Origin of the sequence: Isoptericola nanjingensis (genome assembly GCF_050311635.1) — a bacterium.
GTDB lineage: Bacteria > Actinomycetota > Actinomycetes > Actinomycetales > Cellulomonadaceae > Isoptericola > Isoptericola nanjingensis.
Genome location: NZ_JBNOZL010000004.1, coordinates 445,665 through 471,019, shown reverse-complemented (window position 1 = coordinate 471,019; position 25,355 = coordinate 445,665). Strand labels below are relative to the sequence as shown.

The following is a 25,355-nucleotide window of genomic DNA, read 5'->3' as shown; positions in this document are numbered from 1 at the left end:
GCGGTGCCCGGCATGACGCCGAAAGACCCGGCCGACGAGCCGGCGGGCGGGCACGTCGTGCTCGGCGGGAAGTACGTGCTGGGGGACATCCTCGGCACGGGTGGCACGTACACCGTGTACGAGGCCTCGCGCCTGCCCGGCGAATCAGACGAGACGGGCGACGCGACGAGCGACGAGACCCCGCTCCTCGTCAAGGTGCTCCACCCGCACCTGGTCGACGACGAGGCGGCGCGCGCCAGCCTCGCCCGCGAGGTGGCGGCGTCTGACCTGATGGACCATCCGGGCGTCTCGAAGGTCCTCGACACCGGGGAGGACGAGGTCGCGGGCGCGAACGTCCCCTGGCTGCTCATGCGACGCCTGCCAGGCACTCCCCTGTCGGAGCTGGCGGCCGGCACCGGCATGCCCTGGCCCGAGGCGCTCACCGTGGTGGCCGGGCTGCTGGACGGCCTCGCGGCCGTCCACGAGGCCGGGCTGGTGCACCGCGACGTCGGCCCGCGCAACGTGGTGGTCGACCGGCACGACGACGGCAGCATGACCGTCGGTCTGCTGGACCTGGGCCTCACCGCGCCCGGCGGAGGCGACGGCGACGGCGAGCGCGTCGCCGGCTCGGCGTCGTACATGTCCCCCGAGCAGGCGCAGGGTCGGCCGCTCGACGGCCGCAGCGACCTGTACTCGGTCGGGGCGCTCGCCTACTTCGCGCTCACGGGCCATCCCCCGTACGAGCGTGCCCGGCCGGGCGACGTCCTGCTCGCCCACGTCGGGGCGCCCGTGCCCGCGCCGTCGGCCCGCCGCCCCGCCGTGCCGTCCGCCGTGGACCGGTTCGTCGCCCGCGCGATGGCGAAGAGCCCTGCCCGGCGGTTCCCGACCGCGAGCGCGATGGGCCAGACCGTCGCCACGCTGCTCGGCGGAGCGCCGCCGGCGTGGGCCGCGCCCGCCACGGTAGGGCCGGAGACCCCCGACGGCGACCAGACCATGACGATGGGCCAGATCGCCGCCGAGGACCCGCACCGGACCGCGGCGATCGGCGCCGCCGGCCTCGCGGCCGCCGCAGCGGCGGGCGCCGAGGCGGAGCTCCAGCGCACCCGGATGCTCGGTGCCGTCGACGCGACCGAGGCTCTGACACCGGACGACGGTGCGCCGACGGAGCCCCTCGCGACCTCCGGCGACGAGCCGACCGAGGTGCTGGGCGACCCACCGCCCGAGCCGCCCGCGGACACCCCCGTCGGCGGGGTGCCCGCGGCCGAGGAGCCCGAGCCGTCCCGCCGGCGTCGGATCCTCCTGATCGTCCTGGCCGCGATCCTGGTCGCTGCCCTCGGTGCGGGGGCCTTCTGGCTCTTCGGCGACACCGACGGCAGCGGCCCGGTCGCGCCGGTCACCCACAGCCCGTCGCCGTCGTCCACCCCGTCTCCGACGCGCAGCACGACCGCCCCCACGACACAGGCGCCGGCCGAGCCGACGTCGCGCCCCGACCGGACGTCGACGCCCACCCCGACCAGCACGCCCACTCCCAGCGAGACGCCGTCGGAGACTCCGACGCCCACCGAGACGCCCACGTCGACGCCCACGCCGACGGACGAGCCCACCTCGACACCCACGCCGACGGACGAGCCGACGGACGACCCCACGCCCACCGAGGAGCCGACCGAGCCGGAGCCGGACCCCACCGACGAGGAGACCACGCCGCCGGCGGAGCCCGACCCCACCGACGGTCCCGTCGACAACGCCGGCGGGTCGACGTCGAAACCCACGCCCTGACCTGCTGACTCCCTGACTCCCAGGAACCGCATAGGCGCGCGATCGTCGCGTCCCAGGTGCGCTCCCTGGCCTCCGGATCACGCGCCGCCTGCCTGGCGGCACCGATCCAGGGAGTCGAGGGTGTTGCTCCAACGCTCACGGTCGTCCGTGACCTCACCGTCGTCGGGGGGACCCCGACGACCCGCCGGCCCGCCGCGGTCGCGTGGCCCTGCGGCTGCGCGGGCGCCGCCCCGGGCTGGTGACCCTTCGGGCGGGGGCGCCCGCGCGGCCGGACCCACCCACAGGCCTCAGTAGCCCCGCAAGCTCCGTCGCAGGGGGCAGTCGAACGGGTCGCGGGCGGCCAGCCCGACGCGGTTGAGATAGCCGACGACGATGGCGTACGACCGCACCAGTCCGGTCTCGGTGTACGGGAGGCCGTTCGCGGCGCAGTGCTCGCGCACCAGGAGACGGGCCCGCGCCAGGTGCGGGCGGGGCATGCTCGGGAACAGGTGGTGCTCGACCTGGTGGTTGAGGCCGCCCATGAGCGCGCTCATCCAGGCGCCGCCGCGGATGTTCCGTGAGGTGAGCACCTGCTTGGACAGGAAGTCGAGGCGGCTTCCCTCGGGGACCATCGGCATGCCCTTGTGGTTGGGCGCGAACGACGCCCCCATGTACACGCCGAACACGGCGAGCTGGACGCCGAGGAAGGCGGACGCCATGCCGAACGGCAGCCACCAGAACACGACCGCCGTGGCGAGGACCAGCCGCAGGCCGATGGTCACGAGCTCGCGCACGCGAGCGCCCCGGTCGGCGTCGGTGCCGTGCAGGAGCGAGCGCACCGACGTCAGGTGCAGGTTGAGGCCCTCGAGCGTGAGGAGGGGGAAGAACAGCCAGCCCTGGTAGCGCGTGACCAGCGCGAGCAGGCCGCGGTGCTCGCGGGCGCCCTCCTCGGTGAACACGATCGTGTCGTTCGCGACGTCCGGGTCCTTGCCCACGTGGTTCGGGTTCGCGTGGTGGCGGGTGTGCTTCGACATCCACCACGAGTAGCTGATGCCCACGACGACGTTCGCCACGACGCGACCGACCCGGTCGTTGACGGGCCCGGTCGCGAAGACCTGCCGGTGCGCGGCCTCGTGCGCGAGGAACGCGAACTGCGTGAGGATCAGCCCGAGCGCGCCGGCGACGAGCAGCTGGAGCCACGAGTCGCCGAGCAGCACGAACCCGCTGGCCGCGGCCCCGAGCGCCAGGACGAGCAGCCCACCCGTCCGCAGGTAGTAGCCGTACGCGCGCCGCAGCAGCCCGGCCTCGCGCACGGTGCGGGACAACGCGCTGTAGGAGCTGGTGTGAGGGGCGCCGGAGAGCCTGGCGGCTGCCGCCGAGCCGTCGACGACGGTGGCTGTGGTCATCTGGTCCTCGCAGAGATCGAGGTCGACTTCCCAGCCGTGGGGTGAGCGGTCACTCGATCGTGCGGATGTCTCGAGCCTACGGGGTCAGCGGCTCAGGACAAGGGGGCTGTCCCCCCGAGCGCGCTCCCGTCCGGCACGGTCAACGCGCCTCGACGGTCGACGCGCCCGCGCCGACCCGCCGGTTCCAGGCCGTGACCGCGGCGTCGAGCCGCGCCCTCGCCGTCAGGTAGCGCGAGAGGTCGATCGCCAGGCCCCCGTCGACGACGGAGACCACGTCCTCCACGGCCCATTGCGCGGCCGCGAGCTCGCCGAGCAGGTCGTGGCGTCGGCCCGGCCTGGAGGTCAGGGCGTCGTGGGTCACGGTGCGCCTCCCTCCACGGCGCGGCGGGTCATGCGCCGCGGTGCAGGCGACGACGCAGCTGGGTGATGCGGACGGTGCCGATGATCAGGGCGATGATGCCGACGCCGACACCCGCGATGAGGAGGGCGACGGCGAGCGGGACGGTGCCCTGCATGCCCAGGAAGGAGACCAGGACCAGCTGGGTGTTCTGCAGCATGAAGACGATCAGTGCGACCAGCAGCAGGGCCGCGACGCAGATGCCGACCCAGACGGCTCCGGCGCGGCTCCGCGGCGCCCTCCCGGGGAGCTCGCCGCTGCTCGTGCGGGTGACTCGGGGAGCCCGGGTCGTGCCGGTCACCTTCCTGCTGGGGTTGCCGTTGGTCGCAGAGGCGAGCGGCGGGGTGGGGGTCGGGGTGGTGGCCATGACGGCCTCCTCGCTTCTCCGGACCCACGTACCTCAGGTGGGGGACGGTCGTCCCGGATACCTCGACTGTACGCGCCATTCGCCCCGTTCGGGCGAAAGTCCGCTACCGCCCGAGCTGCGCCGCCAGGGGGCACTCGAACGGGTCGCGCGCCCTGTGGTCGACGTCGTTGAGGTAACCGACGACGATCCGGTAGGAGACGAAGAAGCCGACCTCGGTGTACGTGACCCCGAGGGTGGAGCAGTACTCCCGCACGAGCGGCTGCACGCGCCGGAGGTTCGGCCGCGGCATGCCCGGGAACAGGTGGTGCTCGATCTGCCGGTTGAGGCCGCCCATGAAGAAATCGACGACGACGTTCCCCCGGATGTTGCGGGACATCAGCACCTGCCGACGCAGGAAGTCGACCTCCGCGTCCGCCGGGACGATCGGCATCCCCTTGTGGTTGGGCGCGAAGGCCCCGCCCAGGAGGACGCCGAACAGGCCGAGCTGGACGGCGAGGAAGGCGCCCGCCATCGCGGGCGGCAGCAGGAGCGCGAGGACGGCGACGTTCAGGACCAGGCGGGTCAGCAGGACCGGGACCTCGACGCCGCGGTGGACGACCGGACCACGGCCCAGCACCGTGCGCACGCTCGCCACGTGCAGGTTGAGTCCCTCGAGCGCCAGCAGCGGGAAGAAGAACCAGCCCTGCCTGCGGGCGAACCACCGGCGCCACCCGTGCCGGCTCGCGAGGACCGCCGGCGTGAACGCGATGACCCCGGGTGAGATGTCCGGGTCGTGCCCCTCGCGGTTCGGCGCCTCGTGGTGCGCGTTGTGCTTCGCGGTCCACCACACGTGACTCAGCCCCACGAACGCGTTCGCCAGCACGCGGCCGGTCCAGTCGTTCCAGGCCCGCGAGCGGAAGATCTGCCGGTGCGAGCTGTCGTGCCCGAGGAACGCCAGCTGTGCCAGGACGACGGCCAGGGCCGCGGCGAGCACGAGCTGCCACCAGGTGTCGCCCAGCAGCACCACCCCGGCCCACACCAGGGCGAACGCGACGACCGTCACGACCAGCCGCGACCAGTAGTAGGCGTAGCGGCGGCTGTGGAGGCCGGAGTCCCGCACGACCTTGGCCAAGGCGGCGTAGTCCCTCGTGACGCGCCTCGCGGGGCGACGGACGCCGTGGGGTGCAGGGGCCGGCGCGGGGGTCGGAAGGTCACTCGAAACGGACACGGTCTGCCTCAGCCTTCACCCGGGCGGCGCGCACCGCTTCCGCCTCGCTCCACCGCACCCGCTCGTCGTCGCGCCGTTCACGGGCCGTCACGACCTGCTCCTCCACGTCTCGGAGGAGCGCCGCGACCTGGGAGGCGAGACCGCTCGCGAGCGTCGCCAGGTTCGTCCCCGAGATCTCCAGGCGGCGGTCCGCGACCTTGAGCCCCACCCCCGGGTACCCGCGCGCCGCCAGCGTGGACCGGGCGTCCGGCCCCTCGATCAGCGCGCGTTCCTCCGGGGCGACCTGGCGCGAGAAGATCGCGGCGACCGTGTAGCGCTCCGGCTCGGCGTCCGTGCCGAGCTCGTGCGGGAGGGCGGAGTCGAGGATGCCGCGCAGGAAGAGACCGCCCGCGGGCGTGTCGGCCCCGGAAGCTGTGGCTGCGTCGCGGTCGGTGTCGTCGGGCTCGTAGCCGCCGTCGTCGTCCCAGCGCGCCTCGGACGCCATCTCGTCGGTGCCGGAGGACCGAACCTCCGTCGGCGAGCCGTCGTGATCGGCCTCGTGCGGGCCGATCCGTCGATCACCCACCTCTTCACTGTACGCCCCCTCGGAGGCCGCTCCGGCCACCCGTGCCGAGAAGCTCGTCGCCGCGGCTCCGCCGTATGCTGCCCCTGTGACCCTGACCGAGTTCCTGACCGCACGGCTGGACGAGGACGAGGCGAGGGCGACGGCCGCCGCGCTCCGACGGCGCGAAGGTCCCGACGCGACATCGTCGAGCGAGCTCGATCGGGCGTTCACTCCGGCGCGGCTGCAGGCAGAGGTCGAGGCCAAGCGCCAGCTCGTCCATCTTGCCTACGAGGCGACCGGCCTCGACATGGACAAGGACCTCGACCGGGACGTCGACGCACGGGAGGTCAGCGGCATCGAGTTCGTGGGCGAGCGCATGCTCCGGGCCCTCGCGCTCCCCTACGCCGACCACGCCGACTACCGCGAGGCCTGGCGGCTCTAGCGAGCGCCGACGGCGCACGGGACGGGAGCGGGCAGCTCGACGTGCGGCCCGCTCCGGCCCGTCAGGCGGCCAGCCCTCGCCGGTAGCGCAGGCGTCGCACGAGCCTGGGCCCCGAACGGACCGTGTCGTGGACGCCGTCGTGCTCCCACCCCTGCCGCTCGTAGAAGGCGCGCGCACGCGCGTTGTCCTCGAGCACCCACAACGCCGCATGGAGATATCCCCCCGCAGTGGCGGCGTCGACGGCCGCACGCAGGAGCGACGTGCCGGCGCCGCTGCGCCAGCTCGACGGGACCGTGTACAGAGCTCCGATCTCCGCCACCTGCGCCGGGTCGAGATCGAGGTCCTCGCTCGGGTACCACCGGACGTAGCCGAGGATGTCGTTCTTGTCGCCCTCGCCGTCCTCGACCAGGCACAGGGTGTTCGCGCGATCTCCGTCGCGCTCGCCGAGCCGGTCCACCCACCTCTCGCGCAGGGTCTCCAGCCGGAGCCCGGCGAGCTCGGCGGGATCGAGCACGTCCTGGAACGCCGCAGTCCACGACCGGAGCTCCACCATGGCGAGGCTCTCGAGGTCGCTGGTCAGGGCAGCCCGGCTGATGCGGGTGTTCGACGTCACGGTGCGCGAGTCTGCCACGGCGCGTCCCACCGCCCGGAACCGCGGGCTGTCGGGGTCCGGACGTGTCCCGCCCGGGTTCGGTGGCGGCTCTGGTGTGCCCCGGCGTGCCGGAGCCATTCGACCGGGTCGGGCGTTGCGACGCCGCGCGGTCTCCGCGAATGCCTGCGAGGCTTGGCCCGGTTCTGGACCGATGTGTGTCTGTCGAGCAGAGGGAGTCGGGATGCGCGTACGTCCTCGGGCATGGGTGGGTCTGGCCGTGTGGGTCCTGTACGGCGTGGTGGTGGTCGTGCTGCAGAAGTCCAGCGGCGTCCCCTACACCGACTTCGGTGACTCGCCGTCGAACCTGTGGCGCGGTGCCGTCGTGTCGCTGGTCGTCGGGGCCGCGGTCCTTGCCGTGGTCACGACGTGGCTGGGCTGGTGGCGGCCCGCGCTGCACGAGCGCCGCACCACGAAGGCGAAGTGGACGGTCATCGCGCCGGGACTGCTCGCGGTGGCCGTGATCGGCAACCTCGCGGGCACGACGTGGTCGGCGGTGAGCCTGGACTTCGTGCTCGCCGCCCTGGCGCTGGGAGTCTTCGTCGGGTTCACCGAGGAGCTGACCACCCGCGGCGTCCTGCTCGTGGGACTGCGCGGCAGCGTCGCCGAGGTCTGGGCCGTCCTGATCTCGAGCCTGTGCTTCGGCCTGATGCACGGGATCAACATCTTCCTCGGGCAGTCGGTCGCCGCCACCGTGCCGCAGATCGGCCAGGCGTTCCTGCACGGGCTGACGTTCTACATCCTGCGCCGGGTGATCGGTTCCCTGATCGGGGCCATGGTCCTGCACGGCGCGTGGGACTTCTCGGTGTTCAGCCTCGAGCAGGCCGGCGGGTCGAACCCGCTGGCGGTGCTGGCGATCGTGGCCGGCGTGCTGGCACTGATCTTCTTCTGGTTCGCCGCCCGCGACGCTCACGAAGCCGTCGGAGACCGGGCACCCGATCCCGCAGCGGCGAAGGCCTGAACCCGGGAGATGAACAGCATGCCGGTCGATCCTCCGGGCACCACCAGCACACGGGACGAGGCCGAGGACGTGCGCGTCAGGCCCACCGTTCTCGTCGGCCTCGCCGTGGTCGCGACCTACGCCGTCCTCATCACGATCGACGACCTGCTGCCCGGCGGCAGCGACGGCGAGATCACCGATCCCGCTCTCGCGTTCCTGCGCACGCACGTCCTGCCCCTGACGATCATCGCCGTCCTGCTGGTCGTGTTCGTGCGCCGCGCGGGCTGGTGGGCTCCCGTCTGGCACGAGACTCCCCGTCAGCGGGTGCCGCGGTGGTGGTGGGCGTTCCCGGCCGTCTATCTGGTGGTCATCGCCGGGAACCTCAGCCAGGTCGACTGGACCCAGGCCCTCACCTATCTCCTGGTCGTGGCGGCCGGTACGCTCCTGGTCGGGTTCACCGAGGAGCTCGCACTGCGCGGGATCCTGCTCACCGGCGCCCGCGGCTCGTGGTCCGAGCTGCCCACATTCTTCCTGACGTGCCTGGTGTTCGGAGCACTGCACACCCTGAACCTGCTGCACGGCGCCCCGCTGGTCCCCACCCTCATCCAGGTCGCCGTCACGTCGTTCCTCGGCGCCGTCTACTACGCCGTCCGGCGCGCCGCCGGCGGCCTGTGGCTCGCCATCGCGCTCCACTTCCTGGCCGACTTCGCGCTCTACGCAGCCGGCTACTCGGACTCCAGCAATGGCAATCCGCCCCTGTGGGGCGCCATGGCGCTGACGCTCCTCGGGGTGCTGAGCATTCCGCTCATCGTGTCGGTCGCCCGCCAGGCGCGACGGCCACGCTGAACCACGACGGTTCCGCGACGTCACCGAGCCTGCGAATGGCAGCCGACCCACTGCCACCACCTCAGGATCCTCACCGTGCGGGCCAGCTCACGCGAGCGCAGCTTGACCGCTGGCCGCCTGCTTCTCCTCCGCGCTGGGCGCTCACCCGGGAGTGTCCGATGGACGGTTGCGACAGAGGCATGGGCGGCCCCGGCGCTGGTGGGTGACTCGGCGATCCGGTCACGGCGCGGCGATGTCGAGGGACTTCTCCTTGAACTTGGTGGCGATCGCGGCCCGCATGAGTCGGTTGGTGAGGTTGTTGCTGGTGACCTTGGACATGACGTTGCGGGTGGCGAGGTCACGTCGGGTCTGGGGCACGAACATGGACAGTCCGTCGGTGCGACCTGAGCGCTGCTGGACGTCGACGAAGGGGCGCAGGCGCTGCTCCCACTCGCGCAGGGCGCGGGTGGTGTTGCCGGGGTTGCGAGCGAGCGTGGTGCCGAGCAGGTCGGCGCCGGCCAGGCCCAGGGAGGCGCCCATGCCGGAGTAGAGGGTGAGGCACCAGGCGGAGTCGCCGACGAGGACGACGCGGTCGGTGTGCCAGGTGGGCATGTCGACCTGGTGGACGGAGTCGAAGAGGCTGTCGTCGGCGGCTTCGAACTGCTCGAAGAGGTTCTCGAGGATCGGGCCCGCCGGTTCAGGGCCGTAGGCGGCTCGCAGGGACTCGATGGGAGTCCGGCGGAACTCGGCGTCCTCGTCGTCGGTGCGGTAGGAGAACAGCACGCCGGGTGCGTGGTCGGCGAAGGGGAACACCCAGGCCGAGCGCCCTTCTTCGGCGAGGGTCAGCCCGTCGGTGGGCCGGAATCCGGGCACCTGTTCCTTGAGGAGGGTCGCGCCGATGATGTGGTTGAGCGGGCGCAGCAGCTGGGAGTCGGGCCCGAATGACAGTCGGCGGACGGTCGAGCGCAGGCCGTCGGCGCCGACCACGAGGTCGAACCGTTCGGTGGTCTCGGTCGTGGCCCAGCCGGTGCCGGCGCCGGTGGTGGTGCGCAGCGTGACGTCGACGCCGTCGTCGTGCTCGTCGATCGCGACCGGGGTGGTGCCGTACCGGATCTCTGTGGTGGCGGCGATCTGGGGGAAGAGGGCGGCCTCGATGTCGCCGCGCATGATGAGGCGCGGGTCGCCGGGCAGGTCGCCGTATCCCATGCTCGGCCGACGTCGCTCGCCGGACCGGTCGACGTCGTACGTCTTGCCGTCCGGGTCGGCGCGGTTGCCGATCGCGTCCAGCACGCCCATGCGCTGCGCCGTCGCGCGGCCGGTCTCGAACAGGCCGACGAAGTAGCCGGCCGGGCGGCGTTCGGGCGCGCGCTCCACGAGCAACGGCTCCCAGCCGACCTCTCGCAGCCGCATGGCCGTGGCCAGTCCAGCGATACCCATCCCGACGACCAGTGCTCGCGGTGCGCTCATTTCTCATCCTCCCAATAAGCGGAGACCAACTCTCCGTTTCCGCGACGGAGCGTACCACGAACCGGAGAGCAAGTCTCCGTTTCGCGGCTAGGATGGGATGCATGAGCACGCCATCAGCCCCGGACGCCAGGCCGTTGCGCGCGGACGCCGAGCGCAATCGTCAGCGCCTGATCGCTTCCGCCCGTGACCTGTTCGCGAGCCGCGGGCTCGACGTCACGCTCGACGACGTCGCACGGCACGCGGGCGTGGGCGTGGGCACGGCCTACCGGCGGTTCGCGAACCGCAGCGAGCTCGTCGCGGCCGTCCTGGACACCGCGGTGCAGCGTGTGGTCGAGCGCGCGGAACAGGCCCTCGTGCTCGACGACCCGTGGGAGGCGTTCGAGCAGTTCTTCCTCGCGGCGACCGCCGACTTCGCCGAGAACCGCGGTCTGCGGCAGATCCTCCTCGAGGGCGGCCATGGCACCGGCGTCGCGTTCGACATCGCGAGCGAGCGACTCTCGCCCGCCGTCGAAGGGCTCATCGTTCGCGCCCAGGAAGCCGGGCAGCTGCGCACGGACCTCGAGCCGTCGGACTTTCCGCTGATCCAGCTCATGCTCGGCGCGGTCACCGAGCGCAGCCGCGACGTCGCGCCCGACCTGTGGCGGCGCTACGTCACCCTCTTCCTGGACGGCCTACGAACACGGCGCGAGTTCCCCACCCCGCTCGCCGCACCCGCGCTCACCAACGACGAGTTCGACCGCAGCCTCACCTAGCGGAGGGTCTGCATGGCCCTGTGGAGGTAGGGCGGTCCGCTCAAGTCCACGAGCGGTCGGCGCAACGATGCAGGTCAGGGCTACAAGACAAGGGGTGGTGGGCCCGGAGGGACTCGAACCCCCGACATCCACGGTGTAAGCGTGGCGCTCTGACCAGCTGAGCTACAGGCCCTGGGCAGCGCAGCAAAGAATACCCGGCGAGGGGCGCCCCACCGGACACCTGCGCACCCCTGCTCCGAGTCAGATCTCGGCGAGCGCCTCGCGGTATGCCTCGAGGTCCCGCCGTTGGCCACGCGGGTTGACGACCGACCACCGCACGATCCCGTCGGCATCGACGAGGAAGGTGCCGCGCAGCGCGTGGCCGCTCGTGGGGTCGAAGACGCCGTAGGCGTCGGCGACGGCGCCGTGGGGCCAGAAGTCGCTGAGCAGGTCGAAGCCGAAGCCCTCCTGCTCGTGCCAGGCCTTGAGCGTGAAGACCGGGTCGGTGGAGACGGCCAGCAGGCGCACCCCGGCCGCCTCGAAATCCTCGATGTTGTCGCGCAGCTCGCACAGCTCACCGGTGCAGATGCCCGAGAACGCGAACGGGAAGAACACGAGCAGCACCGCCTCGCCGCGCAGGTCGGCGAGGTGCACGGGAGTGCCGTGCGTGTCCGGCAGCGTGAAGTCGGGCGCGGGGTCGCCCGCACGCCACCGCACCTCGGGGGCCGTGCTCGTCACCAGGTCAGCGTCCGCGGCCGCGGTTGGCCAGCTTTGTGGCCGACCAGTCGGGCGCGACGGCGAACGTGCTCGTGGCGTGCAGGCCGGCGGTGGTCGCGGCCTCCTGGATCTCGTCGTGGCCGACGTGGCCGTCGCGACCCGGCTTCGGCGTCAGCAGCCAGATGAGGCCGCCGTCGTCGAGCACCGTCAGGACGTCGACGAGCATGTCCGTGAGGTCGCCGTCCTCGTCGCGCCACCACGCGATGACGCCGTCGGTGACGTCGTCGTAGTCCTCGTCGACCAGCTCGCTGCCGACCGCGGCCTCGACCTCGGCCCGCAGCGCGTCGTCGACGTCGTCTCCCCACCCGAACTCCTGCACGACCTGCCCGGGCGTGAACCCGAATCGAGCTGCCGGGGATTCCGCCTGCTTACCCACTTTGGACCTTCGTTCCTCTCCGTCTGACCATCACCGACGCGTACGGACGCGCGCGGGGCGCACGTCTGTGTGTGCGCCAACGTAGTCCACCGGAAGGACGTCCGCCCGGCAACCCCCGCCCGCCCGTGGTTTGCTCGGAGCGGGGCTGCACAGTGACCTCGGCAACATCGGCGACCCGCGGCATGACGTAGATCACGGATCCTTGACCGCCCGATGGTGTTCCCCCGGCCCGTCTGGGGACACAATGAGTGATGACCACCCGTTCGGGGGCCGCACCGCCGCGACCACGCGACGCGGTGCCTTCACGACGGGATGCCTGACACGGACCGGGGCGGCGACCATGTGCCGCACGCCGTCCGAAGATGAGAGAGGTTGCTGGTGGCTTCGTACGACGAGACCGGACCGTTGATCAACGGCCTGCTCAGCGCCGTCCCGGACATCGACCCCGCCGAGACCGGCGAGTGGGTCGAGTCGTTCGACGGTCTGATCGACGACAAGGGCGGCCCGCGGGCGCGCTACGTCATGCTCAACCTGCTGCGTCGCGCGCGGGAGCGCAACGTGCATATCCCCGCGACCGTGGCGACGCCGTACGTCAACACGATCGCCGTGCACGACGAGCCGTACTTCCCGGGCGACGAGGCGATGGAGCGCCGCTACCGCTCCTGGATCCGCTGGAACGCGGCCGTCATGGTGACGCGCGCCCAGCGCCCCGAGATCTCCGTGGGCGGCCACATCTCCTCCTACGCGTCGGTCGCGACGCTGTACGAGGTGGGCCTGAACCACTTCTTCCGCGGCAAGGACCACCCGGGCGGCGGCGACCAGGTGTACTTCCAGGGGCACTCCTCCCCCGGCCAGTACGCCCGCAGCTTCCTCGAGGGCCGCATGTCGGCCGAGACGCTCGACGGGTTCCGCCAGGAGAAGTCGCACGCCGGAGGCGGCCTCCCCTCGTACCCGCACCCGCGCATGCTGCCGGACTTCTGGGAGTTCCCGACCGTCTCGATGGGCCTCGGCCCGGCCTCGGCGATCTACCAGGCCTGGACCAACAAGTACCTGCACAACCGCGGCATCAAGGACACGAGCCAGCAGGACGTCTGGGCGTTCCTGGGCGACGGCGAGATGGACGAGCCCGAGTCGCGCGGCATGCTGCAGCAGGCGGCGCACCAGCAGCTCGACAACCTGACGTTCGTCGTGAACTGCAACCTGCAGCGCCTCGACGGTCCGGTCCGCGGAAACGGCAAGATCATGCAGGAGCTGGAGGCCCAGTTCAAGGGCGCCGGCTGGAACGTCATCAAGGTCGTCTGGGGCCGTGAGTGGGACGCCCTGCTCAACGCGGACAAGGACCGCGCCCTGGTCAACCTCATGAACGCCACGCCCGACGGCGACTACCAGACGTACCGCGCGGAGTCCGGCGCGTTCATCCGTGAGCACTTCTTCGGCCGCGACCCGCGGACCAAGGCGCTCGTCGAGAACATGACCGACGACGACATCTGGAACATGAAGCGCGGCGGTCACGACTACCGCAAGATCTACGCGGCGTACTCCGCGGCCCGCGCCCACACCGGCCAGCCGACGGTCATCCTCGCGCAGACGGTCAAGGGCTACGCCCTCGGCTCCAGCTTCGCCGGCCGCAACGCCACGCACCAGATGAAGAAGGTCAAGAACTCCGACCTCAAGGCGCTGCGCGACAACCTGCACATCCCGCTGACGGACGAGCAGATCGACGCCGACCCGTACCTGCCCCCGTACTACCACCCGGGCATGGACGACGAGGCGATCCAGTACATGCTGGAGCGCCGTCGCCACCTGGGCGGCTTCGTGCCCGAGCGCCGCTCGACGCCGAAGCCGCTGACGCTGCCGGAGCCGAAGGCCTACGAGATCCTCAAGAAGGGCTCGGGCACGCAGCACGTCGCCAGCACGATGGCCTTCGTGCGCCTGCTCAAGGACCTCATCAAGGACAAGGAGTTCGGCAAGCGCGTCGTGCCGATCATCCCCGACGAGGCCCGCACGTTCGGTCTGGACGCGATCTTCCCCAGCGCCAAGATCTTCAACACGCAGGGGCAGAACTACCTCGCCGTGGACCGTGAGCTCATGCTGAGCTACAAGGAGTCCGAGTCGGGGCAGATCATGCACACGGGCATCAACGAGGCCGGCTCCGCCGCGGCCTTCCAGTCCGTCGGCACGTCGTACGCGACGCACGGCGAGGCCATGGTGCCGGTCTACATCTTCTACTCGATGTTCGGCTTCCAGCGGACCGGCGACCAGTTCTGGGCGGCCGGCGACCAGCTCGCCCGCGGCTTCATCATCGGCGCCACCGCCGGTCGCACCACCCTGACCGGTGAGGGTCTGCAGCACGCCGACGGCCACTCGCCGCTCATCGCCGGCACCAACACGGCGATGGTGCAGTACGACCCGGCGTACGGCTACGAGATCCGCCACATCATGCGCGACGGCATCGAGCGCATGTACGGCGACGGCTCCGACGGCCGCGACCAGAACGTCATGTACTACCTCACGGTGTACAACGAGCCGATGATCCAGCCGGCGGAGCCGGAGGAGGTGGACGTCGACGGCATCCTCCGCGGCATCCACCGGATCGCGACGTCCGACGTCGAGGGACCCAAGGCGCAGCTCCTCGCCTCCGGCGTGGGCGTGCCGTGGGCGCTCGAGGCGCAGCAGCTCCTCGCGGAGGACTGGGGCGTGTCGGCCGACGTGTGGTCGGTGACCAGCTGGAACGAGCTGCGTCGTGACGCGCTCGCCGCGGAGAAGGACGCGCTGGTCGACCCGACGGCCGAGCCGCGCGTCCCGTACCTGACGCAGAAGCTGTCGGGCGCCCAGGGACCGTTCGTCGCGACCAGCGACTACGACCACCTGGTGCCGGACCAGATCCGCGCCTGGGTCCCGGGCGACTACGCGGTGCTCGGTGCGGACGGCTTCGGCTTCTCCGACACCCGCGCGGCCGCGCGGCGCTTCTTCCTCATCGACGGCCCGTCGATGGTCGTGAAGACGCTGCAGCAGCTCGCCCGCCGCGGCGAGGTCCCGGCCGACGTCGTCGCCAAGGCGGTGGAGAAGTACCGCCTGCTCGACGTCAACGCCGGCACGTCCGGCGTCGCGGGCGGCGACAGCTGACGTCACGCCGCACAGCACGAAGGCCCCGAGCCGCACGGCTCGGGGCCTTCGTGCTGTCCCCGGCGGAATCGTCGGGGCGACGTCGGCGAGGTGCTACGTCGGCGAGGTCTGCTCGCGGGCCGCGACGACGCGGTCCAGCTCCGCCCGCAGCTCGGCCGTGCCGGGGTGCTGCGCGAGCGACTCCAGGTGCTGGCGCGCCTCCGTGACGCGCCCCGCCTCGAGCGCGGCGAGGACGAGCTGGCGCCCCACCTCGGGGGTGTGCTCGCGGGCGCGCCAGTGCCCGATGCCGAGACCGAGCGCCTCGGTCGCCATGCCGGCCTCGCGCAGGATCGCCAGGCCCTCGGCCAGGGCCTCGCCGCCAGGGTCTCGTTCGGCGGCGGTGGCGAGCCGGCGGGCCGCGCCCTCCGGGTCGTCGGCCACGGACAGGCGTCCGAGCTCGAGCAACGGGCGCCAGCCGCGCGGATGTCCGGCGAGCTCCTCCGCGAGCGACCACACGGCGAGGTCGGCGGCCCGCTGCAGCGCGGCCTCGTCGGAGGGTGCCGTGAGCGGGTCCTCGGCGTTGGGCGACTCGGCCGCCCGTCGGCGCACGATCTCCGCGAGCGCGCGGAAGGCCGGCGCGTCGTTCGGGTCGTCGGTGAGGATCGCCCGCAGGGCGTCCTCGGACTGCCTGTCCCCGCGCTCCCGCGACGACGACGGGCGGCGCGCCGCGACCGTGGAGGCGGAGAACGGCCGGCGCAGCAGCTGCCGGAGCCGGGGCATGAGGGCCATGGACCGACACTATCCAATGACCCTCGCCGCGGCCGGGGCCCCGCTCCGCCCGTCCGGACGTTTGTGCACTCCCCACAACCACGCCCGTATCCTCGACCCATGACGAGCAGCGGCACGCCGACCTCCACGACCGACGGGACCGCCGTCCCGGAGGGCGGCACGGACGGCGCACCCGTCTCCCGGGGCGAGAACGTGCAGCGCGTGCGCGAGGGCATGGGGCTGCTCACCTCGACCGCGATGCGCCGCCTCGAGGAGGAGGTGCACTGGTACCGGCACCTCCCGGCGGAGGACCGGTCGTACGTGGCCCTGGTCGCGCAGTCCGGCATCAACGCCTTCGTGAGCTGGTTCGCCGAGCCCACGCCCACCCCGCACGGCGTGGGCGAGATGTTCGCCGCCGCGCCGCCCGAGCTCACGCGCTCCATCTCCCTGCAGCACACGCTGCAGCTCGTGCGCCTCATGGTCGACGTCGTGGAGCAGCACTCGGACGAGATCGCGGCCCCCGGGTACGAGCGGGAGCTACGGGAGGCGGTCCTGCGCTACTCCCGCGAGATCGCCTTCTCGGCCGCCGAGGTGTACGCCCGCGCCGCCGAGGTGCGCGGCGCGTGGGACGCCCGTCTCGAGGCCCTGGTCGTGGACGCGCTGGTGCGTGGCGACGGCGACGACTCGCTCCGCTCGCGGGTGTCGGCGCTCGGGTGGAGCGGCCGTGGCCAGGCGCTCGTGATGGTGGGCGAGGCGACGACGCGGCTCGACGACGTCCGCACGGCCGAGCTCCGGCGGCTCGCCCGCCGCGCGGCCGGCGACGCCCTGGTCGGCATCCACGGCGACCGGCTGGTGCTCGTGCTGGGCGGCGAGGGCGACCTGGTCGCCGCCGCCACGTCCCTCCTGGACCGCTTCGGTCCCGGGCCCGTGGTGATCGGCGGCGTCGTGCCCGACGTCTCCGACGCGGCGGCGTCCGCGGCCGCCGCCCTCGCCGGTCTGGCCGCGGCACCCGCGTGGCCGCAGGCGCCGCGCCCCGTCCTCGCCGACGAGATCCTGCCGGAACGCGTGCTGACCGGCGACGTCACCGCACGCCGCACCCTCGTGGCCCAGGCCTACCGCCCCCTGCAGGAGGCGTCGGGCTCGGTGCTCGAGACCCTGTCCGCGTACCTGGGCACGGGCCGGTCGCTCGAGGCCGCCGCACGCCGCCTGTACGTGCACCCGAACACGGTCCGCTACCGGCTGCGCAAGGTCTCCGAGATCACCGGCTGGGACCCGCTCGACGCCCGCGAGTCGTTCGTCCTCCAGATCGCCCTGGCCCTCGGGCAGCTCGAGGGGGACCCGGGCGTCGTCTGAGTACCCGCCCTCTTGGAGGATTCCCACAATCGCTTTCGACGAGGTTCGTGCGCGTCGCGACGACGCACCCCCCGCGCGAGGTGACACCGTGGGCACGTGCTCGCCGTCGTCTGCCCTGGACAGGGCTCTCAGACCCCCGGGATGCTCAGCCCCTGGCTGGAGCTGCCCGGCACCGCCGACCTGCTCGACTCCTTCTCGGCCGCGGCCGGGACCGACCTCGCCCAGCACGGGACGACGTCGGACGCGGACACGATCCGCGACACGGCCGTGGCCCAGCCGCTGATCGTCTCGTCGTCGCTCCTCGCCCTGCGCGCCATCCTCGACGGCCGTCCCACGACCGAGGTCGTGGACGTCACCGCGGGCCACTCGGTCGGCGAGCTCAGCGCCGCAGCCGTCGCGGGCGCGCTCGACGACGCCGGCGCCGTCGGGCTGGTCTCGCACCGCGCCCGCGCGATGGCGGAGGCCGCCGCGGCCGCGCCGTCCGGCATGAGCGCCGTCGTCGGCGGCGACCCGGACGAGGTCCTGGCCGCGATCGAGGCGGCCGGCCTGTTCCCCGCGAACGTCAACGGGGGAAGCCAGGTCGTGGCCGCCGGCGACCCGGAGCGCCTCACCGCACTGGCCGCCGACCCGCCGACCCGCGCACGCGTCATCCCGCTGCAGGTCGCGGGCGCGTTCCACACCCCGTTCATGGAGTCGGCCCGCGTCGCCTTCGAGCAGGTCGCGACCGGCTGGCTCGCCACCGACCCGCGCCTCCCGCTGCTCTCGGACGCCGACGGCGCCACCTACGACACGCTCGCGGCCGGCTCCCACGGGCACGGCACCGCCACGGACGTCCTCGCGCGCCTCGCCGCGCAGGTCACCGCCCCGGTGCGCTGGGACCTGTGCCAGGCGACGCTCGCGGATCGCGGCGTCACCGGCATCCTCGAGCTCGCCCCGGGCGGCGTCCTCACGGGCCTGGCCAAGCGCGCGCTCAAGGGCGTCGAGTCCGTCGCCGTGAAGTCCCCCGACGACGTCGAGGCGGCGCGCGACCTCATCGCGCGCCACTCGGTCGTGGGCGGCGCGGGGGCGTCCGCGTGACCGACGGGTCCAGCGGCGCGCGCCGCGCGCTCCGCCAGGCCGAGCCGGTCCGCTTCTCGCGGATCCTGGCGGTCGCCGGCGAGCGGGGCGAGCGCGTCGTGACGAACGACGACGTCGCCGGCCCGATCGACTCCTCCGACGAGTGGATCCGCCAGCGCACCGGCATCGTCACCCGGCGGTACGCCGCCGCGGACGTCGACGTGCTAGACCTGGCCGAGGCGGCCGCCCGCAAGGCGCTCGACGCCGCCGGGATCACGGGCGCCGACGTGGACGTGGTGATCCTGTCGACGGTGACGTACTTCCACCAGACCCCGGCGGGTGCCGCCGTCCTGGCGGAGCGCCTCGGCGCCACCCCTGCCGCCGCCTACGACGTCTCGGCCGCCTGCGCCGGCTACGCGTACGGGATCGGCCAGGCGGACGCTCTCGTGCGGTCGGGCGCCGCCCGGCACGTGCTGGTGATCGGCGCCGAGAAGATGTCCGACTTCGTCGACCCGACCGACCGCTCCATCTCGTTCCTGCTGGGCGACGGCGCGGGCGCGGCCGTCGTCGGGCCGTCGGACACCCCCGGCATCGGTCCGACGGTGTGGGGCTCGGACGGCGCGAAGTCGCAGGCCATCTCGCAGACGCGCGGCTGGGCGGACCTGCGGGCGGAGCCGTCGGCCGGCTGGCCGACGCTGCGCCAGGACGGCCCGACCGTCTTCAAGTGGGCCAGCTTCCAGATGGCCCCGATCGCGGCGAAGGCGATGGCGGAGGCGGGCGTCGAGCCCGAGGACGTCCAGGTCTTCGTGCCGCACCAGGCGAACATGCGCATCATCGACCAGCTCGTCAAGCAGCTCCGGCTGCCGGACAGCGTCGTCGTCGCGCGTGACATCGCCGACACCGGCAACACGTCCGCCGCGTCGATCCCGCTCGCCACGGAGCGGCTGCTCGCCGAGGGGCAGGCCCGCTCGGGCGACCTGGCCCTGCAGATCGGCTTCGGCGCGGGCCTCGTCTACGCGGCCCAGGTCGTGGTGCTGCCCTAGCCTCTGGTGCGACCCTGGCACTCGGTCGCGCGACAGGTCGCGCGACCGGCCGCCCGGGGTCGTGACCGACCCCCGTGGTGCGGGACAATCGCACCGCAACACCCCACGGTGCCGGACGGCCGGTACCCCGTTTCAAGGAGAGACGCACCCCATGGCTTACACCTCCCAGGAGATCCTCGAGGGCCTCGCCGAGATCGTCGCCGAGGAGACCGGTCTGCCCACGGACGCGGTCGTGTCGGAGAAGTCGTTCACGGACGACCTCGACATCGACTCGCTGTCGATGATGACGATCGTGACCCACGCCGAGGACAAGTTCGGCGTCCGCATCCCCGACGACGAGGTCAAGAACCTCACCACGGTCGGCGACGCCGTCTCGTACATCGAGGGTGCGCAGGCCGCGTGACGCCGCGGGGCGCTCGCCCCGCCGCGCGGGCGGGCCGGTGAACCCCGGCCCGCCCGGCAACCTGAACCAGCCGTTCCCGCTCTCACCTCAGGAGTGACCCACCCATGACTGCCGCACCCGCCTCGCGCGACGTCGTCGTCACCGGCCTCGGCGCCACCACCCCGCTCGGTGGCGACGCCCCCAGCACCTGGGCTGCCGCCCTCGCGGGAGAGTCGGGCGCGCGCACCCTCGACAACGACTGGGCGGAGAGGTACGGGATCCCCGTCACCTTCGCCGCCACCATCAAGGTCAACCCCGACCAGGTGCTGTCCCGGCCCGAGACCAAGCGCATGGACCCGTCCACGCAGTACGCGATGGTCGCCGCGCGCGAGGCCTGGCAGGACGCCGGCGCCCCCGAGGTCGACGGCGAGCGGCTGGGCGCCGTGGTCTCCTCCGGCATCGGCGGCATCTGGACCACGCTGGACGGCTGGGACACGCTCCAGGAGCGCGGCGCCCGCCGCATGCTCCCGATGACCGTCCCGATGCTCATGCCGAACTCTCCCGCGGCCTACGTGTCGCTCGAGTTCGGCGCGAAGGCCGGGGCCCACGCCCTCGTGTCCGCCTGCGCGTCGGGCGCCGAGGCGATCGGCTACGGCGTCGACATGATCCGCGCCGGCCGCGCCGACGTCGTCGTGTGCGGCGGCACCGAGGCGACGATCCACCCGATGCCCATCGCGGCCTTCGCGGCGTCCCGCACGCTGTCGCTGCGCAACGACGACCCGCAGGGCGCCTCCCGCCCGTACGACGTCGACCGCGACGGCTTCGTCATCGGCGAGGGCGCCGCGATCGTGGTGCTGGAGAGCGCCGAGCACGCGGCCGCCCGCGGGGCCCGCGTCTACGCGAAGATCGCCGGCGTCGGGCTCTCCGCCGACGCCTTCCACATCACCTCCCCGGACCCCGAGGGCACCGGGCAGGTCTCCGCGATGCGCCGTTCGCTCGAGGACGCGGGCGTCACCGCCCGCGACGTCGTGCACGTCAACGCGCACGCCACGTCCACCAAGGTCGGCGACCTCACGGAGACCGCGTCGATCCGTACCCTCATGGGAGGCGAGGCCGACCACGTGCGGCTCTCGGCCACCAAGTCCATGACGGGCCACCTGCTGGGCGGCGCCGGCGCGCTCGAGACGCTCTTCACCGTCATGGCGGTGCACGAGCGGCTCGCCCCGCCCACGATCAACGTGGCCAACCCGGACCCCGAGCTCCAGGTGCCGCTGGTGCGGGCCACCCCGGAGAAGTTGCCCGACGGCGACATCGTCGCGCTCAACAACTCGTTCGGCTTCGGCGGCCACAACGTCGCCCTCACGGTGACGAGCGCCTGAGAGGTCCGCTCCGCCCGCGTCGCACCGTCCGCAACACCTGTCCCTGATGCCCGGAGTCGTCGTCCGGGTCGGTTTGTCCCTCGTGATGCCTGCGTGATCCGGGCAACCTATGTTGGCGCCCGAGGCCACCAACGTCGGTGAGCCGCAGTGAAGGTCCGAGGGGGAGACCAGTGGCACGTGCGCGCCGTCATGCGAAGCAGGGTCGATCGACAGCTCACGGGAACGGGGCGGCTCCCCCGCAACGATCCCGACGGCGCGGCGACGCTCTGCGAAACCTCACCGCCGGTGTGACCTCAGCAGCCGTGCTCGGGGCGCTCGCCTTCGCGGGCGCTCCGAGCGCGGCCGCCGTGCCTACCGACGCGTCGGAGTCCCTGGGCAAGTTCCTCGGCGGTGACGTGGTCCTCGGGAACGTGGACCTCGACTCGATCGCCGAGGTGGAGGGGGCCGACGCCGCGTACCCGTCGGGCACCTCTCCGGACACCAACCCGCTCGCAGCCGACGTGCTCAACACGCTCGACGTCGACCTCACCGACACGCTCCAGCTCGTCGGCCCGGGCGGCATCGTGGAGCTCGGTGCGGTGAACCAGTACGCCGGCGCCGACGAGGACGGCTCCACCTCCGCCTCGGGCGCCGTGACCGACCAGGGCGCCATCTCGTTGGGCGGCTCGGAGCAGTTCCCGGCCGACGCCACCGTGTCGTTGACCCCGCTGGTGCCCGAGGCCCTGCGCGACTCCACCGTCTCGCAGCTCGACCTGTCCCTCGGCGCGCTCTCCGCGACGGCCCAGGCCGAGCCCGGCTCCGACCCGACCGGCGACTACCAGATCGCGGGCGCGACCCTTGACCTCACCAGCCCCCTCGTCGGCAACGTCTACACCCAGCTGCAGAACGCCATCACCCCGGTGCAGTCGTCGCTCGACGGTCTTGAGGGCACGCTCACCACGGCGCTCGACGGCCTGATCAACGTCAATCTGGCCGTCGCGCGCTCGACCGGTGCCGTAGACGTCGCGGTCCCGGACCTCACGCAGGCGCTGCCCACCGGTTTCGTGGGCGACGGCGCCGTCCAGGTCAACCTCGAGACCGGCGAGGTCAGGGTCGACCTCGAGCAGCTGCTCGCGGACGACCCGGACCTGCCCGACCTCGACGAGCTGCCGGCGAACTACGAGATCCTCAACGGCGACGTGGTCGCTGCGATCTCCGACGCCGTCACCAGCACGATCACGTCGGTCGTGCAGGACGTCGCCGACGGCGTGCACGCCGCCGTCGAGGCCACCGCCGTCAGCGTGGACATCGACTTCCAGGTGTTCTCCGTGCTCACGTGGACGGACGTCCTGAGCCTCGACCTCGACGCCAGCCTCGCGGAGATCGACGCCGGCACCGCCACCGCGGACATCGACGTCCTCGGCAGCACCGCGCTCGTCAACACCCTGCTCGGCGCTCTAGGGCTCGGCTCCACGCAGGCGCTCGCGTCTGCGGTCGTCAACGCCCTCCTCGCGCCGGTCGGTGCGGTGTTCACCCTCCTCGACACGATGGAGAGCACGCTCGACGGCATCACGGGGCCCCTAGCGACGGAGGTCGTCGGCCCGGTCCTCGACGTCCTCACCGGCGTCGTGTCGCTCACGGGCAACGTGCAGGAGCAGCCGGGAGACCTCCCCGACCACGACCCGTCGGGGGCAACCTCGTTCACGGAACGCGCGCTGTCGGTGCGCCTGCTCTCGCTCGGCACCGGCGACGACCTGGCCACCGTCAACCTCGCGTCGGCGACCGTCCGCGCCGTGGCGGCACCGACGATCGCCGCCGACCCGGCGACGGTCCAGGCCGATGCCCGGACGACGATCACCGGCGCCGGCTTCGCGCCCGAGACGCCGCTGACCGTCCAGCTCACCGACGCAACCACGGGCGACCCCGTCGGCGACCCGGTCTCCGTCACGTCGGACGGCGACGGAGCGTTCAGCGTTCCGCTGCCGGTCGGTGCGGACACCGCGCCGGCCGACTACACAGTCACGGCGACCGGCGACCCGTCCGGCGTCGTCCCGTCCGCCCCGCTCACGGTCACCGCCGCGCCGAGCATCGCCGCCGACCCCGGCACCGTCCCGGCCGGCGGCAGCACCACCATCACCGGCGAGAGCTTCACGCCCGCGGGCGACGTCACCGTCCAGCTCGTCGACGAGAACGGTGACGCCGTGGGAGACCCGGTCGCCACGACCGCCGACGACGCGGGCGCCGTCGAGGTCGCCCTGCCCACCGGTGCGGGCACCGCCCCGGGCGCGTACACCGTCGTCGCCACGGACGCGGGGACCGGTGCGACCGCGGAGGCGGACCTCGCCGTGACCGCGGCCCCCGCGATCACGCTCGACCCGACGACCGTGACGCCGGGCGGGACCACGACGGTGACCGGGACCGGGTTCACCCCCGGGTCCGAGGTCTCCGTCCAGCTCACGGACGAGAGCGGCGAGCCCGTCGGCGACCCGATCACCACCACGGCCACCGACGCGGGCGCCATCGGGGTCCCGTTCGTCGTCCCCGCCGATGCCGCGACGGGCGACTACTCCGTGGCCGCCGCGGACGTCACGGATGCCACCGCCACGGCGGACCTCGCGGTCATCGACCCCGCCGTCACCACCGACCCGGGCACCGTCCCGGCCGGCGGCACCACCGCCGTCACCGGCACCGGCTTCACGCCGGGCGGGGAGGTCACCGTCCAGCTCACGGGCCCCGGTGATACCCCGGTCGGCGAGCCGGTCACGACGACGGCCACGGAGGCGGGAGCCATCGAGGTCGCCCTTCCGACGGCTCCAGGCACGGCCCCGGGGACGTACGCGGTGGTCGCGACCGACGTCTCCGGCCTCACCGCCGAGGTCCCGCTCGAGGTCACCGAGGCGCCGACCATCGTCGTCGACCCCGGCACGGTCCCGGCGGGCGGCACCACCACGGTCACCGGCGACGGGTTCACGCCCGGAGGCGAGGTGACCCTGCAGCTCACCGACGCCGACGGCGACCCGGTCGGCGACCCCGTCACCACGGCCGCCGGGGACGACGGCGCCATCGAGGTCGACGTCCCCGTACCGGCCGACACCACGCCGGGCGACCTCGCCGTCGTCGCCACAGACCCCTCGGGCGCCACGGCCGAGGCCCCGCTCGAGGTCACCGAGGCGCCGACCATCGTCGCCGACCCGGGCACCGTCCCGGCAGGCGGCACCACCACCGTCACCGGCGACGGGTTCACGCCCGGAGGCGAGGTGACCCTGCAGCTCACCGACGCCGCGGGCGACCCGGTGGGTTCCCCGGTGACCGTGGCGGCCGGGCCGGGCGGCGAGGTCAGCACTCCCCTGACGGTGCCGTCGGGCACGCCGAGCGGCCCCACCACCGTCGTCGCCACCGACGCCACGGGCGCCACGGCCGACGCCCCGCTCGCCGTCACCGGGCCGCCCTCGGTCGCCGTCGACCCCGGCACCGTCCCGGCCGGCGGTACCACGACCGTCACCGGCGGGGGCTTCACGCCGGGCGAGGACGTGACCGTGCAGCTCACGGACGAGGACGGCGAACCGGTCGGCGACGCGGTCACCACGACCGCCACCGACGCGGGCACGATCGAGGTGGATCTCACCGTTCCGGCCGACGCCGAGCCGGGCGATCACACGGTCGTGGCCACCGACTCCTCCGGCGCCACGGCCGACGCCCCGCTCACGGTCACCGCGGCACCGACCGTCGCCGTCGACCCTGGCACCGTGCCGGCCGGCGGCACCACCACCGTCACCGGCGCCGGCTTCACGCCCGGCGAGGACGTCACCGTCCAGCTCACCGACGACGCCGGGAACCCGGTCGGCAGCCCTGTCACCACCACCGCCGGGGACGACGGCACCATCAGCGCCGGCCTCCCGGTCCCGGCCGACACCACACCCGGTGACTTCACGGTCGTCGCCTCCGACGTCACGGGGGCCGCCGCAGAGGCGCCACTGACGGTCACCGCCGCCCCCGCCCTCGTGGCCGATCCCGGCACCGTGCCCGCCGGCGGCGCCACCACGGTGACGGGCACCGGCTTCACGCCGGGGTCGGACGTCGCCGTGCAGCTCACCGACCCTGACGGGGAGCCGCTCGGTAGCCCGATCACGGTGACGGCGGGCGACGACGGCGGCTTCGAGGTCGACGTCCCCGTCCCGGCCGACGCCGAGCCCGGTGACCACTCCGTGGTGGCGCAGGACGTCAGCGGAGCGACGGCCGAGGCCCCGCTCGTGGTCACGTCCGCCCCGACGATCGCCGTCGACCCGGGCACCGTGCCCGCCGGCGGCTCCACCACGGTCACCGGCGACGGGTTCACCCCCGGCGAGGACATCACCGTGCAGCTCACGGACGCCGACGGCGACCCGGTCGGCGAGCCCGTCACCACCACCGCCGGGGACGACGGCGCCA

Annotated in this window: 22 protein-coding genes and 1 tRNA gene; 12 read left to right on the top strand and 11 right to left on the bottom strand. The window is 73.1% G+C overall.

The window, feature by feature from the left end; all coding sequences use genetic code 11:
• The first annotated feature begins 12 nt into the window (after positions 1-12).
• Positions 13-1,755: a serine/threonine-protein kinase gene (locus ACQP6G_RS10335; protein WP_429764224.1), complete on the top strand. Its 1,743-nt coding sequence runs from the start codon at positions 13-15 to the stop codon at positions 1,753-1,755.
• Between the two features lie 287 nt (positions 1,756-2,042).
• Here ACQP6G_RS10335 and ACQP6G_RS10330 read toward each other — a convergent pair whose 3' ends face one another.
• The 5 genes from ACQP6G_RS10330 to ACQP6G_RS10310 form a co-directional block, all read right to left on the bottom strand.
• On the bottom strand, positions 2,043-3,140 hold the full coding sequence (locus ACQP6G_RS10330; protein WP_429764223.1) for a fatty acid desaturase family protein: 1,098 nt from the start codon (positions 3,138-3,140) through the stop codon (positions 2,043-2,045).
• Positions 3,141-3,279: 139 nt separating this feature from the next.
• On the bottom strand, positions 3,280-3,501 hold the full coding sequence (locus tag ACQP6G_RS10325) for a hypothetical protein (RefSeq protein ID WP_429764222.1): 222 nt from the start codon (positions 3,499-3,501) through the stop codon (positions 3,280-3,282).
• A gap of 28 nt (positions 3,502-3,529) precedes the next feature.
• Complete coding sequence (locus ACQP6G_RS10320) at positions 3,530-3,904, bottom strand: LapA family protein (RefSeq protein WP_429764221.1); 375 nt, start codon at positions 3,902-3,904, stop codon at positions 3,530-3,532.
• 103 nt (positions 3,905-4,007) lie between these two features.
• Positions 4,008-5,015: an acyl-CoA desaturase gene (locus ACQP6G_RS10315; protein ID WP_429764220.1), complete on the bottom strand. Its 1,008-nt coding sequence runs from the start codon at positions 5,013-5,015 to the stop codon at positions 4,008-4,010.
• Between the two features lie 79 nt (positions 5,016-5,094).
• A complete protein-coding gene (locus ACQP6G_RS10310; RefSeq protein ID WP_429764219.1) occupies positions 5,095-5,676 on the bottom strand; it encodes a hypothetical protein in 582 nt (193 codons plus the stop codon).
• Positions 5,677-5,761: 85 nt separating this feature from the next.
• Between ACQP6G_RS10310 and ACQP6G_RS10305 the strand changes: the two genes are divergently transcribed.
• Entirely contained in the window at positions 5,762-6,097 is a 336-nt protein-coding gene (locus ACQP6G_RS10305; protein ID WP_429764217.1) for a DUF6221 family protein, read from the top strand.
• A 61-nt stretch (positions 6,098-6,158) separates the two neighbouring features.
• Here the strand turns inward: ACQP6G_RS10305 and ACQP6G_RS10300 are convergent, their stop codons facing one another.
• Positions 6,159-6,710 (bottom strand): GNAT family N-acetyltransferase, encoded by a 552-nt coding sequence (locus tag ACQP6G_RS10300; RefSeq protein ID WP_429764215.1) that lies wholly within the window; start codon positions 6,708-6,710, stop codon positions 6,159-6,161.
• A 220-nt stretch (positions 6,711-6,930) separates the two neighbouring features.
• Between ACQP6G_RS10300 and ACQP6G_RS10295 the strand changes: the two genes are divergently transcribed.
• Together ACQP6G_RS10295 and ACQP6G_RS10290 are read left to right on the top strand one after the other, a co-directional pair.
• Positions 6,931-7,707 carry a CPBP family intramembrane glutamic endopeptidase gene (locus tag ACQP6G_RS10295; RefSeq protein ID WP_429764213.1) on the top strand — a complete coding sequence of 259 codons (777 nt, stop codon included), beginning with the start codon at positions 6,931-6,933 and terminating at the stop codon, positions 7,705-7,707.
• Positions 7,708-7,725: 18 nt separating this feature from the next.
• Positions 7,726-8,532 (top strand): CPBP family intramembrane glutamic endopeptidase, encoded by an 807-nt coding sequence (locus ACQP6G_RS10290; RefSeq protein WP_429764211.1) that lies wholly within the window; start codon positions 7,726-7,728, stop codon positions 8,530-8,532.
• A 219-nt stretch (positions 8,533-8,751) separates the two neighbouring features.
• On the opposite strand, the gene ACQP6G_RS10285 is transcribed toward ACQP6G_RS10290, so the two are convergent.
• Entirely contained in the window at positions 8,752-9,978 is a 1,227-nt protein-coding gene (locus ACQP6G_RS10285) for an FAD-dependent monooxygenase (RefSeq protein WP_429764209.1), read from the bottom strand.
• Positions 9,979-10,079: 101 nt separating this feature from the next.
• Here ACQP6G_RS10285 and ACQP6G_RS10280 point away from each other — a divergent pair, with 101 nt between their 5' ends.
• The gene (locus tag ACQP6G_RS10280) at positions 10,080-10,730 is read left to right on the top strand and encodes a TetR/AcrR family transcriptional regulator (protein ID WP_429764207.1); all 651 of its coding nucleotides are present in this window, start codon (positions 10,080-10,082) and stop codon (positions 10,728-10,730) included.
• Positions 10,731-10,825: 95 nt separating this feature from the next.
• On the opposite strand, the gene ACQP6G_RS10275 is transcribed toward ACQP6G_RS10280, so the two are convergent.
• The 3 genes from ACQP6G_RS10275 to ACQP6G_RS10265 all read right to left on the bottom strand — a co-directional run bounded on the left by ACQP6G_RS10275 (position 10,826) and on the right by ACQP6G_RS10265 (position 11,862).
• Positions 10,826-10,902 (bottom strand) — tRNA-Val (locus ACQP6G_RS10275).
• 68 nt (positions 10,903-10,970) lie between these two features.
• Positions 10,971-11,447 (bottom strand): peroxiredoxin, encoded by a 477-nt coding sequence (locus ACQP6G_RS10270; RefSeq protein ID WP_429764205.1) that lies wholly within the window; start codon positions 11,445-11,447, stop codon positions 10,971-10,973.
• Between the two features lie 4 nt (positions 11,448-11,451).
• On the bottom strand, positions 11,452-11,862 hold the full coding sequence (locus ACQP6G_RS10265; protein WP_429764203.1) for a DUF3052 domain-containing protein: 411 nt from the start codon (positions 11,860-11,862) through the stop codon (positions 11,452-11,454).
• Positions 11,863-12,240: 378 nt separating this feature from the next.
• Here ACQP6G_RS10265 and aceE point away from each other — a divergent pair, with 378 nt between their 5' ends.
• Complete coding sequence (gene aceE / locus ACQP6G_RS10260; RefSeq protein WP_429764201.1) at positions 12,241-14,988, top strand: pyruvate dehydrogenase (acetyl-transferring), homodimeric type; 2,748 nt, start codon at positions 12,241-12,243, stop codon at positions 14,986-14,988.
• A 93-nt stretch (positions 14,989-15,081) separates the two neighbouring features.
• Here the strand turns inward: aceE and ACQP6G_RS10255 are convergent, their stop codons facing one another.
• The gene (locus ACQP6G_RS10255; RefSeq protein ID WP_429764200.1) at positions 15,082-15,756 is read right to left on the bottom strand and encodes a hypothetical protein; all 675 of its coding nucleotides are present in this window, start codon (positions 15,754-15,756) and stop codon (positions 15,082-15,084) included.
• 99 nt (positions 15,757-15,855) lie between these two features.
• On the opposite strand from ACQP6G_RS10255, the gene ACQP6G_RS10250 reads away from it, so the two are divergent.
• The 6 genes from ACQP6G_RS10250 to ACQP6G_RS10225 form a co-directional block, all read left to right on the top strand.
• Positions 15,856-17,088: a PucR family transcriptional regulator gene (locus tag ACQP6G_RS10250; RefSeq protein WP_429764199.1), complete on the top strand. Its 1,233-nt coding sequence runs from the start codon at positions 15,856-15,858 to the stop codon at positions 17,086-17,088.
• A 96-nt stretch (positions 17,089-17,184) separates the two neighbouring features.
• Positions 17,185-18,165, top strand: a complete 981-nt coding sequence (locus ACQP6G_RS10245) for an ACP S-malonyltransferase (RefSeq protein WP_429764198.1) — start codon at positions 17,185-17,187, stop codon at positions 18,163-18,165.
• On the top strand, positions 18,162-19,187 hold the full coding sequence (locus ACQP6G_RS10240; RefSeq protein ID WP_429764197.1) for a beta-ketoacyl-ACP synthase III: 1,026 nt from the start codon (positions 18,162-18,164) through the stop codon (positions 19,185-19,187). The genes ACQP6G_RS10245 and ACQP6G_RS10240 overlap by 4 nt, the downstream gene beginning before the upstream one ends.
• A 151-nt stretch (positions 19,188-19,338) precedes the next feature.
• On the top strand, positions 19,339-19,590 hold the full coding sequence (locus ACQP6G_RS10235) for an acyl carrier protein (protein ID WP_079574895.1): 252 nt from the start codon (positions 19,339-19,341) through the stop codon (positions 19,588-19,590).
• A 104-nt stretch (positions 19,591-19,694) separates the two neighbouring features.
• Positions 19,695-20,948, top strand: a complete 1,254-nt coding sequence (locus ACQP6G_RS10230) for a beta-ketoacyl-[acyl-carrier-protein] synthase family protein (RefSeq protein ID WP_429764196.1) — start codon at positions 19,695-19,697, stop codon at positions 20,946-20,948.
• A 287-nt stretch (positions 20,949-21,235) separates the two neighbouring features.
• On the top strand, positions 21,236-25,355 hold a 4,120-nt coding region (locus ACQP6G_RS10225), incomplete at its 3' end, for a choice-of-anchor G family protein (RefSeq protein ID WP_429764195.1).

Coding starts and splice junctions, on each gene's coding strand:
- ACQP6G_RS10335 (WP_429764224.1), top strand. CDS start 13: ATGACGCCGAAAGACCCGGCCGACGAGCCGGCGGGCGGGCACGTCGTG.
- ACQP6G_RS10330 (WP_429764223.1), bottom strand. CDS start 3,140: ATGACCACAGCCACCGTCGTCGACGGCTCGGCGGCAGCCGCCAGGCTC.
- ACQP6G_RS10320 (WP_429764221.1), bottom strand. CDS start 3,904: ATGGCCACCACCCCGACCCCCACCCCGCCGCTCGCCTCTGCGACCAAC.
- ACQP6G_RS10295 (WP_429764213.1), top strand. CDS start 6,931: ATGCGCGTACGTCCTCGGGCATGGGTGGGTCTGGCCGTGTGGGTCCTG.
- ACQP6G_RS10290 (WP_429764211.1), top strand. CDS start 7,726: ATGCCGGTCGATCCTCCGGGCACCACCAGCACACGGGACGAGGCCGAG.
- ACQP6G_RS10285 (WP_429764209.1), bottom strand. CDS start 9,978: ATGAGCGCACCGCGAGCACTGGTCGTCGGGATGGGTATCGCTGGACTG.
- ACQP6G_RS10280 (WP_429764207.1), top strand. CDS start 10,080: ATGAGCACGCCATCAGCCCCGGACGCCAGGCCGTTGCGCGCGGACGCC.
- ACQP6G_RS10255 (WP_429764200.1), bottom strand. CDS start 15,756: ATGGCCCTCATGCCCCGGCTCCGGCAGCTGCTGCGCCGGCCGTTCTCC.
- ACQP6G_RS10250 (WP_429764199.1), top strand. CDS start 15,856: ATGACGAGCAGCGGCACGCCGACCTCCACGACCGACGGGACCGCCGTC.
- ACQP6G_RS10235 (WP_079574895.1), top strand. CDS start 19,339: ATGGCTTACACCTCCCAGGAGATCCTCGAGGGCCTCGCCGAGATCGTC.
- ACQP6G_RS10230 (WP_429764196.1), top strand. CDS start 19,695: ATGACTGCCGCACCCGCCTCGCGCGACGTCGTCGTCACCGGCCTCGGC.